The sequence below is a fragment of the Methylobacter sp. Wu1 genome (assembly GCF_036553575.1).
In the GTDB taxonomy this organism is placed as follows: domain Bacteria; phylum Pseudomonadota; class Gammaproteobacteria; order Methylococcales; family Methylomonadaceae; genus Methylobacter.
Genome location: NZ_JAZHOC010000079.1, coordinates 1 through 12865, shown reverse-complemented (window position 1 = coordinate 12865; position 12865 = coordinate 1). Strand labels below are relative to the sequence as shown.

At 60.8% G+C, this 12865-nt stretch carries 7 protein-coding genes; 6 read left to right on the top strand and 1 reads right to left on the bottom strand.

Translation table 11 applies throughout. The annotated features are described in order from the left end of the window. The 6 genes from V2P20_RS18800 to V2P20_RS18775 all read left to right on the top strand — a co-directional run bounded on the left by V2P20_RS18800 (nucleotide 1) and on the right by V2P20_RS18775 (nucleotide 12177). Nucleotides 1–645 (top strand): c-type cytochrome, encoded by a 645-nt coding sequence (locus V2P20_RS18800; RefSeq protein ID WP_331821058.1) that lies wholly within the window; start codon nucleotides 1–3, stop codon nucleotides 643–645. A 125-nt stretch (nucleotides 646–770) separates the two neighbouring features. Beyond that, on the top strand, nucleotides 771–2360 hold the full coding sequence (locus V2P20_RS18795; RefSeq protein ID WP_331821056.1) for a PepSY domain-containing protein: 1590 nt from the start codon (nucleotides 771–773) through the stop codon (nucleotides 2358–2360). 803 nt (nucleotides 2361–3163) lie between these two features. Then, complete coding sequence (locus V2P20_RS18790; RefSeq protein WP_331821054.1) at nucleotides 3164–4420, top strand: MdtA/MuxA family multidrug efflux RND transporter periplasmic adaptor subunit; 1257 nt, start codon at nucleotides 3164–3166, stop codon at nucleotides 4418–4420. A 34-nt stretch (nucleotides 4421–4454) separates the two neighbouring features. Continuing rightward, entirely contained in the window at nucleotides 4455–7559 is a 3105-nt protein-coding gene (locus V2P20_RS18785) for an MdtB/MuxB family multidrug efflux RND transporter permease subunit (RefSeq protein WP_331821052.1), read from the top strand. Between the two features lie 2 nt (nucleotides 7560–7561). Further along, complete coding sequence (locus V2P20_RS18780; protein WP_331821050.1) at nucleotides 7562–10702, top strand: efflux RND transporter permease subunit; 3141 nt, start codon at nucleotides 7562–7564, stop codon at nucleotides 10700–10702. Then, nucleotides 10699–12177, top strand: a complete 1479-nt coding sequence (locus V2P20_RS18775) for an efflux transporter outer membrane subunit (RefSeq protein WP_331821048.1) — start codon at nucleotides 10699–10701, stop codon at nucleotides 12175–12177. Before V2P20_RS18780 ends, V2P20_RS18775 begins: the two co-directional genes overlap by 4 nt. 239 nt (nucleotides 12178–12416) lie before the next feature. On the opposite strand, the gene V2P20_RS18770 is transcribed toward V2P20_RS18775, so the two are convergent. Then, nucleotides 12417–12731, bottom strand: a complete 315-nt coding sequence (locus V2P20_RS18770; protein ID WP_331821046.1) for an antibiotic biosynthesis monooxygenase — start codon at nucleotides 12729–12731, stop codon at nucleotides 12417–12419. Nucleotides 12732–12865 lie beyond the last annotated feature (134 nt).

Below are 12865 nucleotides of genomic sequence, written 5' to 3'. Positions count from 1 at the left end.
GTGCGGTTTCTGGCTTTCGGCATGCTCGCGCTTTTGGTATCGGGTAAAGCCGTGGCGGCTGATGAGAGAGCCAGCACGATTCCGCAGCGTATCGGCAGCGGCGATCCGGTGGCGGGCAGGGAAATGTCGGAATCCGAGCGTTGCCAGGAGTGCCACGGCCAGGACGGCAACAGCGATGACGGCAGGATTCCCAGCCATGCCGGCCAATATGCCGGCTACCTGATCAAGCAGCTGCGCGATTTCCAGAGCGGCGCGCGCAAGCATCCGGTCATGAGCGTGATCGCCGAGGACTTGAGCGAAGCCGACATGGCCGATATCGCCGCCTACTTCGCCGGCCAGAAACGCCAGCAGGGCAGTTCGGCCGGCGAGAGTGCTGCCGCGATAAACCTGTTCAGCAATGGCGACCAGGCCCGAGCAATCGAGGCCTGCATCAATTGTCACGGTGAAGGCGGCAAGGGAAGAATTGCCGATAACGTGACTTATCCGGCCATCGGCGGCCAGCACAACACTTACCTGAGCGGACAGCTCGTCAACTGGAAGCTGGGCGAACGTTCCAACAGCCCGGGCGGCGTCATGAACAAGGTTGCCAAAGCGCTGACCGATGATGAGATCGAAGCGCTGGCAAATTACCTTTCCGGGCTGTAGGGGCGAATTCATTCGCCCAGTTAGTGCTTTAGTCGCCTTTTGTTTTAGTCGGGCGACTAAAGTCGCCCCCACAGCTCTGCAATTTAACCGTATTTTTACCTGTCCATATTTGGGAATAAAAACAAATGAGAACCTTGAAACGCCTGTTATTTGAAGTCCATCGCTGGCTGGGCATCGTCCTGGCCCTGTTCATGTTTTTCTGGTTCGTGACAGGGCTGGTCATCATGTATACCACCCCAGCCGCGCAAAGCCGCAGCCAGAGATTGGCCCATGCCGAGACGCTGGCGCTCGAAGCCGGCTGGCTGAGTCTTGGCGAAGCCTGGGACCGTAGCGCAGAACAGCGCAAGGCGGCCGTGGCGCGCCAACCCAAGACCGCAGGCAATGCCGGCGCCAAAAAGCCGCCGGCAGGCGAGGCCGGCATTGCCGATGCCAGGCTCGTGCGCAGCGGCGGCGAACCGCTGTGGCTGATCGAGGACGATCGCGGCCGCTATTTCGCGCTGTCGGCGATCGATGGCACGCTGCATGACATTTCCGTGGAACAGGCCCTGAAAATCGCGCAAAACTGGTCGGGCGGCGATAATCAGGTCATGCATCTGGAAACTGTCGACAAGACGATCAGGATACGCAACCAGGATGCCTTGAGCCCGTTCCATCACATCGCCATCGACAACGATGCGGGTGAAGAGCTGTTCATTTCCGCGCGCACCGGCGAGGTGCTGCATGCGTCCACACGTGTGGACCGCGCTTTTTACTGGGCCGGCAACTGGCTGCATCTGTTCAAGCCGCTGGACGCCGTCGGCCTGGGCCACATCCGCGAAGACGTGCAATTCTGGCTGGGCCTGTCGGCGACGATCGCGACATTGACGGGACTGATCATCGGCTGGCTACGCTGGCGGCCCGGCTTCGGCGGCAAGCCGACCTATTCCCAGGGACGCACCCAGCCCTACCGCGAATTCTGGTTCAAATGGCACTTCTGGAGCGGCCTGATCGGCGGCACGGTGGCGCTGTCCTGGGCCATCAGCGGCTTTATCGACACCAATCCCTGGAAGCTGTTCTCGCCAGCGAATCCCAGCCGCGAGGAACTGGTGCGCTACTCGGGCGGCAAGCTGCCCGATGTGATGCACGACTGGCGGCCCGCTCCGCTTGAGAGCGGTTCAGATATCGTCGAGCTGGGCTGGCGCAGCCTGGGCGATGAAGCCGTGCTGCTGGCCTATACCCGCGACGGGCAGCGGCAGCCGCAATCGGTGACCAGCACCGTGCCGCAATTCAGCCGGAATGCGCTGGCGGCCGGTGCGCAACGCCTGGCTGGCGATACCCAGATAGAGAAGCAGACGCTATTAACGGAATACGACAACTACTACTACCCCAGACACCATCAGGGACTGGTGGAAAAACCGCTGCCGGTGCTGCGGGTGACGCTGGCCGACGAAGCCGGCACGCGGCTTTATCTGGACCCGCAGGACGGCCGCTTGCTGGCCAGGCTGGACCGGAGCCGGCAGGTGTTCCGCTGGCTGTACTCAGGCCTGCACCACTGGGATTTCGGCTGGCTGTACTATCGTCCGGTCTGGGATGTCTGGATGCTGACATGGGTGGCGTTCGGGCTGGTCCTCGGGGCCAGCGCGCTGGTGGTCGGCTGGCGGCGCCTGCGCCAGACTTTCCGCATCAAAAAGAGCGTCGGCCGCAAGGCGCAGCTCGCTCCGGAGCCGGCGGGCTGATACGACGGCATCGGCCCGATCTGTTGAATTGGAAACACTGTCTGCTGCTGGGTTGTTTCGTGAGCAGCAGAACCTCAATGGTTGGCATGGATGGCGGAACAGTCACGGATTGGGCAATGAGTATGCAAAAAAATTACTGGCTTTGTAATCAATTAACTAAGCCAATCAAGTGCCGCGTGCGCGCTGTACATAAATGTTGGCACTATTTCTGCTCATAGAAGTAGGGTACGCATTGCGTATCATTTACGAAACTTTTAACGGCGATAGGCTGGGTTGATAAAACCAGCCTTTTGGAGTTGCCTAAGCTGGGTTTCCGCTAAAGCTCCAACCCAGTCTACAACTGCCTCGGGTCGAATGAATTCGACCCTACACACAAGAAAAACCTGATCATAATATGAAGAACAATCCAGTTATTTTATTGGCGCCATTTTTAAACGCACCGCTGGCGCTCGCAGCGGATTCAACCCGCCCTTCAGGCCCGGCTCCGGCCGCCTTGACGGCTGTTTTACAGTTTTGCGATCAACTAGCGGTCACGTGTTGGCAATAACGATAGAGCGGCATCCCAGGCAGTTCAAATCAAATCATGGTCCGTGCCTGCGTTCGGCCGGACGAGGCCCCGCAGTAGATCGGCATGTTCGACGACGCGCCAGTTTCCCTATTGTTTGCACAATTGCTACAAATTGCTTGCGCATTTCATCGCTACAATTCAAAGCCCGCAAGCCCTGAATGCCTGGACTTCGGCCTTTTCAACCCGCTCAGCACCGGCAGGCTGTCAATCAACAAAACGTGAACCCGGACTACTTATGAAGTTGGAAGAAAACAAAGCATCGCGCCCGATAAAACCGAAGCGGAGATTTCATTGGCTGGCATGGCCGGCGCTGATCCTGTTGGTATCGGCGGCGGTTTATTTCATCAAGCCGTTTATCGGCAATCCCGCGCAGGCGGCGCCCGAGAAGAAGCGCAGCGGCCAGTACGGCGGCACGATGGTCGCGGCGGTCGTGGCCGAGCCGGTCAAGGAGGGCGATGTGCCGGTTTATCTGAACGGCCTGGGCACGGTCACGGGCCTGAGCACCGTGACCGTGAAATCGCGCGTTGACGGCGAGCTGATTCATGTCGCTTTCAAGGAAGGCGGGCGGGTGCGTGAAGGCGACCCACTCGCCGAAATCGACCCCCGGCCTTTTCAGGTGCAGCTCATGCAGGTGGAAGGGCAGCTTCTGCGCGATGAAGCGTTGCTGAAGAACGCGCAGCTGGACCTGGAACGCTACAAGACCCTGCAGGAGCAGGATTCCATCGCCGTTCAGCAGGTCGCCACGCAGGAAGCCACGGTCAAGCAATACCAGGGCATCGTGGCGGCGGACCAGGCCATGGTCGCCAATGCCAAGCTCCAGCTGAGCTATGCCAAGATCACCGCGCCCATCACCGGACGGCTAGGCCTGCGCATGGTCGATCAGGGCAACATCGTCAAAGCGTCCGATACCAATGGCATCGCCATAATCACGCAGACGCAGCCGATAGCCGTGGTCTTCACCGTGCCTGAAGATCAGGTGCCGGAGGTCTTAAAGCAGCTCCATTCGGGCAAATCCTTGCCGGTTGAAGCCTATGACCGCAGCGGCAAGAACAAGCTGGCGCAAGGCCGGCTGCTGGCCGTCGACAACAGGATCGACCCTGCTACCGGCACAGTCAAGTTGAAGAGCGAGTTCGACAATGAAGACGAGTCCTTGTTCGCGAACCAGTTCGTCAACATCCGGATGAAGATCGATACTTTGCGCGGCGTGGCCATCGCGCCCAGCGCCGCGATCCAGAACGGCAATGCGGGCAGCTTCGTGTACGTGGTCAAAGACGGCCAGACCGTCAGCACGCGGCCCGTGAAGCTGGGGCCCGTGGACGGCGAGCAGGTGGCCGTGCTGGAAGGCCTGCAAGCCGATGAACAGGTCGTGGTCGATGGCGCCGACAAGCTGCGCGAAGGGGCCAGGGTCAAGGTGATCGATCGTAGCGGCGACGCTCTTCTGTCCGCGAACGACAGCCCTCAGGATCAGCCCAAGCAGGGCAAAGCCAAGTAATTTTTTTCCGCCACATGGATAGTACGCCTGACCTATGAATCCCTCCCGCCTGTTTATTTTACGCCCGGTCGCTACGTCATTGATGATGCTGGCCTTGCTGCTGATCGGCATCGTCGCCTACCGGGAACTGCCGGTTTCGGCCTTGCCGCAAGTTGAATACCCGACCATTCAGGTCGTTACGCTCTATCCCGGTGCCAGCCAGGATGTCATGTCATCGCTGATCACGGCGCCGCTGGAGCGCCAGCTGGGCCAGTTACCCGGATTGAGCCAGATGTCGTCTTCCAGTTCGTCCGGCGCATCGGTCATCGTCCTACAGTTCAGCCTTAACCTCAATATCGACGTGGCCGAACAGCAGGTGCAGGCCGCGATCAACGCCGCCGCCAACTTTCTGCCCGATGACCTGCCTATGCCGCCGATCTACAGCAAGGTCAATCCCGCCGACGCTCCGATCATGACGCTGGCGGTTAGTTCCGATACGCTGCCGTTGACGCGCGTGGAAGATCTGGTCGATACGCGTCTGGCGCAGAAACTGTCACAGTTGTCCGGCGTCGGTCTGGTCAGCATCAGCGGCGGCCAGCGCCCGGCCATACGCATTCAGGTCAATCCGGCCGCCTTGTCGGCTTACGGCCTGAGCCTGGAGGATGTGCGCCAGGCCATCGCCAGCGCCAACGTCAACCAGCCCAAAGGCCTATTCGACGGCCTGACCCGCTCGACCACGATCGACGTCAACGACCAGCTGAAGTCGGTTCCCGAGTATGAAGCGCTGGTCATCGCTTTCCGCGACGGCAATCCGGTGCTGCTGGCCGACGTCGCCGAGATCAGGGAGCAGGCCGAAAACGTGCGCCTGGCGGCCTGGGCCAACAAGACGGCGGCCGTGATCGTCAACATTCAGCGCCAGCCGGGCAGCAATGTCATCGAAGTCGTCGACCGCATCAAGGCCCTGCTGCCGCAGTTGCAGGAATCGCTGCCCAGCGGCCTTGACGTGGCCGTGCTGACCGACCGCACGACCACGATCCGCGCGTCGGTGGAGGATGTAGAAGCGGAGCTGATGCTGGCGCTGGGGCTGGTGATCCTGGTGATCTTCCTGTTCCTGCGCAATCTGTCCGCGACGGCCATTCCCGGCGTGGTCGTGCCGCTGTCGCTGGTCGGCACGTTCGCTTTCATGTATCTGGCCGGTTTCAGCATCAACAACCTGACGCTGATGGCGCTGACCATCGCGGCGGGCTTTGTCGTCGATGACGCGATCGTGGTCATCGAGAACATCGCGCGCTACCTTGAAGAAGGCGAGCCGCCGCTGCAGGCGGCGCTGAAAGGCTCGGAACAGATCGGCTTTACGATCATCTCGCTGACCTTCTCGCTGGTGGCCGTGCTGATCCCGCTGTTGTTCATGGGCGACGTCGTCGGCCGGCTGTTCCAGGAGTTTGCCGTCACGCTGGCCGTGGCGATCCTGATTTCGGCCGTGATTTCGCTGACCCTGACGCCGATGATGTGCGCGAAAATGCTACGGCATGTCGACGAGGCCCACGCAGGCTGGTTCTACCGGGCCAGCGGCCGGTTTCTCGACAGCCTGAACGACGGCTATGGCCGGCTGCTGCGTGTCGTCCTGCGCCATCAGACTACCACCCTGTTCGTTGCCATCGCGACGCTGGCGCTGACCGTGCTCTTGTACATCGTCATTCCCAAGGGCTTTTTCCCAATCCAGGATACCGGCGTGATTCAGGGCATCACCGAGGCGCCGCAGAGCATCTCGTTCCAGGCCATGGCCGAGCGGCAGCAGGCCTTGGCCGACGTGGTGCTGCAGGACCCGGACGTCGACAGCGTGGCTTCGCTGATCGGCGTCGACGGCAGCAATCCGACGCTCAACACCGGCCGCCTGCTGATCAACCTGAAGCCGCTGGATGAGCGAAAGACCAACGCGGTCGAAGTGATCCGGAGGCTGCAGCCGAAACTCGATCATGTACAGGGCATCAAGCTGTACCTGCAGCCGGTGCAGGACCTGACCATCGAGAACCGCACCAGCCGCACGCAGTACCAGTTCACGCTGGATGCGGTGGACCAGGCCGAACTGAGCCGCTGGACCGGCCTGCTCGTGGACCGGCTCGCGCAGTCGCCCGTGTTCGCCGACGTCTCCAGCGACCTGCAGGACCAGGGGCTGCAGGCCTTCGTGTCGGTGGACCGCAGCAGCGCCAGCCGCTTGGGCGTTTCCATCGCGGCGATCGATAACGCGCTGTACAACGCCTTCGGCCAGCGCCAGATCTCGACGTTGTTCACGCAGTCCAACCAGTACCGCGTTGTGCTGGAGGTGAAGCCCGAATTCCGCAATAGCGTCGCGGCGCTCAACGATGTCCGGGTCCAGTCCTCGAACGGCACGCAGGTGCCGCTGTCGACGATCGCCACGGTGTCGGAGCGGTTCGCGCCGCTGGTCGTCAATCACCTGGAGCAGTTCCCGGCCGCGACGGTTTCCTTCAATCTGGCGCCGGGCGCGTTTCTCAGCGATGCCATCGACGCGATAGAGCAGGCCAAGCAGGACATCGAGCTGCCGTTGAGCGTGCGCGCCAGTTACCAGGGCGCCACGCAGGCATTCAGCGCCTCGCTGACCGACACCGTATGGCTGATCATCGCCGCGCTCGTGACCGTCTATATCGTGCTGGGCGTGCTGTACGAGAGCTACATCCATCCGGTCACGATTCTGTCGACATTGCCCTCGGCCGGCGTCGGCGCGCTGCTGGCCCTGATGCTGTCGGGCAGCGATCTGGGCATCATCGGCATCATCGGCATCATTTTGCTGATTGGCATCGTCAAGAAGAACGCGATCATGATGATCGACTTTGCTCTGGAAGCCGAACGCAAGGAAGGCAAGCCGGCGCACGAGGCCATCTATCAGGCCTGCCTGCTGCGCTTTCGGCCGATCATGATGACGACGATGGCGGCGCTGCTCAGCGCCTTGCCGATGATGCTGGGGTCCGGCGTCGGTTCGGAACTGCGCCATCCGCTGGGCATCACCATGGTCGGCGGGCTGATTTTCAGTCAGCTGCTGACGTTGTTCACAACGCCGGTCATCTATCTGGCCTTCGACCGCTTGGGCCGGCGTCTTTGGAGCAATCCCGAACCTTTGGCATTGCCGGTTGGCAAGGAGTAGCCATGTCACTGTCCGCTCATTTCATCGCGCGTCCGGTCGCGACCTCGCTGCTGACGATCGGCATCGCGCTGGCCGGCGCGCTGGCTTATTTCCAGCTGCCGGTGGCGGCGCTGCCGCAGGTGGATTTTCCGTCCATTTCGGTTCAGGCTTCCCTGCCGGGCGCCAGTCCCGAAACGATGGCCGCGAATGTGGCGACGCCGCTGGAGCGTGCGCTGGGCCATATCGCCGGCATCACGGAGATGACTTCGTCCAGCGGTCGCGGCTCCACCAGCATCAACATGCAATTCGACCTCGACCGCGATTTCGACGGCGCATCGCGTGACGTGCAGGCCGCGATCAATGCCGCCAGCAGCCTGTTGCCGGCCAATATGCCGTCGCGCCCCAGCTACCGCCGCAACAACCCCAGCGACACGCCGCTCATGATGCTGGCGCTGACTTCGGATGTCATGACGCGTTCGCAGCTGTTCGATGTGGCCTCGACCATCATCGCCCAGAAGGTCTCGCAGGTCGAAGGCATGGGCAATGTCTCCATCCGGGGCAGTTCGCTGCCGGCCGTGCGCGTGGAACTGAATCCGGCCGCACTGGCCAAGTACGGGGTCAGCTTTGCCGACGTGCGAGCGGCCATCACGGCCACGAACGTGAACCGGCCGAAAGGCGCCATCGAGGACGACAGCCGCCACTGGCAGATTTTCGTCAATGATCAGGCCAAGACCGCCAGCGATTATCTGCCGCTCATCATCGCCTATCGCAACGGCGCGCCCGTGAGTCTTTCCGACGTCGGCACCGTCATCGATTCGGCGGAAAGCCTGGGCAGCACGGGCTACCTGAACGACAAGACCGCCGTGATGCTGGCCCTGTACAAGCAGGACAACGCCAACGTGATCGCGACGGTCGATAAGGTCAAGGCCTTGATGCCGCAGTTGCAGGCGTCCATTCCCAGCACCGTCAAGCTGACCATCGCGATGGACCGCTCCACCTTCATCCGCGCGTCCCTGAAAGAGGTGCAGCTCAGCTTGGTCATCGCCGTGATGCTGGTCATCCTGGTCGTGTTCCTGTTCCTGCGCAATCTGCGCTCGGCGATGATTCCTGTCGTTACCGTGCCCGTATCGCTGATCGGCACCTTCGGCATCATGTATTTATTCGATTTCAGCCTCGATATTCTGTCGCTGATGGCGCTGACCGTCGCGACCGGTTTCGTGGTCGATGACGCCATCGTGGTGCTGGAGAACACGACCCGGCATCTGGAGCAGGGCGCATCGCCAGGGCAAGCCGCGTTGCTGGGCGCAAAAGAAGTCGGTTTTACTTTGCTGACCATGAGCCTGTCGCTGATCGCCGTGTTCATTCCGATTCTGCTGATGGGCGGCATCGTCGGGCGTCTGTTCCGCGAGTTCGGCCTGACCTTGTCGGCCGCGGTCGTGGTCTCGCTGCTGCTGTCCTTTACCACGACGCCGATGCTGTGTTCGCTGTGGCTGAAACGCGGCGCCACTGACCGGCACGGCCGCTTTTATAATATCAGTGAACGCTGGTTTAACCGCCTGGCAGCGGGTTATGACCGGTCGCTGTCCTGGACACTGAACCATGGCAAATTCGTGCTCCTGCTGCTGGCGGTCATCGTCGGGCTGAACGGTTACCTGTATTCGATCGTGCCCAAAGGCTTTTTCCCGGCCCAGGATACCGGCAGACTGTTGGGCGGTCTGATGGGCGATCAGACGATTTCATCGAGCGCCATGCAGGAGAAGCTGGCGGTATTCATCAACATCATCCGGCAGGACCCGGACGTCGAGGCGGTGCTGGGCAACACGGAAGGCGACCGCACCAACAACGGACGCTTGTATTTGATGCTCAAGCCGCTGGAAGAGCGTCATCTGCGCGCCGACCAGCTCATGAACAAATTCCGCCGCCAGTTTGGCGATGTGCCCGGAGCGAGTCTGTTTTTGTTCCCGGCGCAGGAACTGCGCATCGGCAGCAGGCCGTCTTCGGGCACTTATGAGTACGCGCTGGAAGCGGATCAGCTCTCGGATCTGCGTACCTGGACGCCGCAGATCGTCAGAGCCTTGCAGCAGTTGCCGGAGCTGACCGACGTCAACACCGACCAGCAGGACAAAGGCCAGCAGATCACCCTGCAAATCGACCGGAGCGCCGCGTCGCGCCTGGGCGTTACGCAGGCGCTGATCGATTCGACCCTGAACGATGCCTTCGGCCAGCGCCAGGTGTCGGTCATTTACGCGCCGCTGAATCAGTATCATGTGGTCATGGAAGTGGCGCCCGAATACGCGCAGAACGCCGAGGCCCTGAAAAGCATTTATGTCAGCGTGCCGCCCAGCGTCCAGTATCCGGACGGGGCCCAGGTGCCGCTGTCGGCGTTCGCCAGTTACCAGTACACCAACACGGCTTTGTCGGTCAATCACCAGGGCCTGTTCCCGACCGCGACCGTCTCGTTCAATCTGGCCTCGGGCGTACCGCTGTCCGCAGCCCGCCAGGCCATCAATGAAGCCTTGAACAATCTGGGCGTGCCGGCTTCGATCCACGGCAGTTTCCAGGGCTCGGCCAAAGAGTTTGAGAAATCGCTGGCAAACCAGCCCTGGCTGATTTTGTCGGCGCTGATCGCGATTTACATCGTATTGGGCATACTGTACGAAAGTTACATCCATCCGCTGACCATTCTGTCGACGCTACCTTCGGCAGGCGTCGGCGCCATTGTCGCCCTGATGGCATTCAAAACGGAATTCAGCATCATCGCCCTGATCGGCGTGATTCTGCTGATCGGCATCGTCAAGAAGAACGCGATCATGATGGTCGATTTCGCCATCGACGCCGAGCGCAACGGCGGACTGAGCAGCGAAGACGCGATCCGCAAGGCCTGCCACATGCGCTTTCGGCCCATTCTGATGACCACCTTCGGGGCTCTGCTGGCCGCCGTGCCTCTGGCTTTCGGCACGGGTTACGGGTCGGAGCTGCTCCGGCCATTGGGCATCGCCATCATCGGCGGGCTGCTGTTCAGTCAGGTTCTGACCTTGTACACTACCCCCGTCATTTACCTTTATCTGGACCGCTTTGAAGCCAAGGTCCGCCGCGTTTTTCGCCGCAAGGCCAAGCATTCGGTATCCGCGCCTGTGGATACCTTGGGAGACTATCAATCATGAGGAACAGGCTGGAATTACAGCTGTTGACTGTTACCGTTTTCTTATTGCTCACCGCCTGTACGGTCGGGCCTGACTATAAACGGCCTGCCATGCCGGTGCCGGCCGAGTTCAAGGAAATGCAGGGCTGGAAGCTGGCACAGCCGCGCGACCATGAGCTTGCCGGCAACTGGTGGGAAATCTTCGACGACCCGTATCTGAATGCCCTGGAACAGCAAGTCGACATTTCCAACCAGTCCATCGCCCAGGCCGAAGCCCAATATCGACAGGCGCAAGCGCTGGTGCAGGGCTCCAGGTCCGCCTATTTCCCGACCGTGACAGGCAGCGTATCGGCCAGCCGCTTTCGCGCGGCCAGCGGCCAGAGCGTGGCCGTCTCCGGGGTCAGGACATTGTTCAATGGCGTGTTCAGCGTTGCCTGGGAGCCCGATATCTGGGGCAAGGTGCGCCGGCAGGTGGAATCCGATCAAGCCAGCGCCCAGGCCAGCGCCGCCAGTTTGCAGGCCGTGCGGCTGCTGACTCAGGCTACGCTCGCGCAGAACTACTTCCAACTGCGCGCATTCGATGCGCAGATCAAGCTGCTGAATGACACCGTCGAGGCCTTTGCCAAAACGCTGAAGATTACTCAGAACCGCTATGCCGTCGGCGTCGCCGGCAAGTCGGATGTGGTGCAGGCCGAAACCCAGCTGGAATCGGCCAGGGCGCAGGCCATCGACTTCGGCGTGCTGCGGGCGCAGCTGGAGCATGCGATTGCGATGCTGATGGGCAAAACCCCGGCGGAACTGACCATCCCGGTGGCGGCTTTCAATGCCAAAATCCCGCCCATCCCGGTCAGCCTGCCATCGCAGCTGCTGGAGCGCCGGCCCGATATCGCCGAGGCCGAGCGTCTGGCCGCAGCCGCCAATGCCCAGATCGGCGTGGCCAAGGCGGCGTATTACCCCAGCCTCAACCTGTCCGGAACTAATGGTTACCAAGCCAGCACGTTTTCGAACCTGCTCACCAACGCGGCCCGCTACTGGGCGCTGGGCCCTGCGGCGCTGGCCTTGCCGCTGTTCGACGGCGGCGCCCGCGGCGCGAGCCTGAGCGAGACCATTCACAGCTATGACGCGAGCGTGGCCGCCTATCGCCAGACCGTGCTGGTCGGCTTTCAGGAAGTCGAGGACCATCTGGCCGCACTGCGCATCCTGGAACAGGAAATCCAGGTGCAGGCCAAAGCCGTCGCGGCCGCGCGCAAGGCCGTCGAGCTGACGACCAACCAGTACCGGGCCGGCACGCTCAGCTACCTGAACGTCAATACCGCCCAGGCCGACGCCCTCAACAACGAAATTACGGCCGTCGATCTTCTGAGCCAGCGCCTGGTTGCCGCCGTGCTGCTGGTCAAGGCCTTGGGCGGCGGCTGGAGTACCGCGCAATTGCCGACTTCGGATGAAGCCGGCGGCGAGACGGAATGGTCGCAGTTCTTGCCGGTGCCGGTGAAGTGATAGATGCTGTGAGCTGACGAGAAAAAACAGTTTCTTCTTGGAATAGCCGGACGGGGCATGTTGTCCCGTCCAAAACGTTTGGCATTGGCTAAGTGCAGCCATTTATCGCGAACGATGCGCCTCCTGCCTCGGCGCATCCTATGGAACTGGAAATTGGATAGGCCGTAGGGTACACATCGCGTACCTTTTGAGGTCTGGTTCATCGGAAAACTTTGTAAATGGTACGCGATGCGTACCATTTACAAGGCTACAAGGCTTCCGGCCCCCGCCACTGCCCGATAATGCAGCACAGTCGGAAACGGATCATAGAAGTGATGGAGCAGCTTGCGCCATTCCTGATATTGCGGCGACTTTCTGAATCCGACCTCATGGTGCTCAACGGTTTCCCAGCGCACAATGAGGGCGTATTGATTGTCGTGTTCAATGCAGCGGTTGAGTTCGTGCCCCAAATAGCCGGGCATTGAAGAAATAATAGCCTGCGCCTGACGGAATGAGGATTCGAATTCGAGTTCCTGTCCTTTGCGGACTTCAAGTAATGCGATCTCAAAAATCATAGGTATATAAAAAGTGGGTAATGGGTCAAATATGTGATTTGCTCATATAATATGGAGCATGACCTGTTATCAAGAAATTACCTGCCCGGATTGTGGCAGCAACCAAATTATGAAGTCCGGCCGTAGTGCATCGG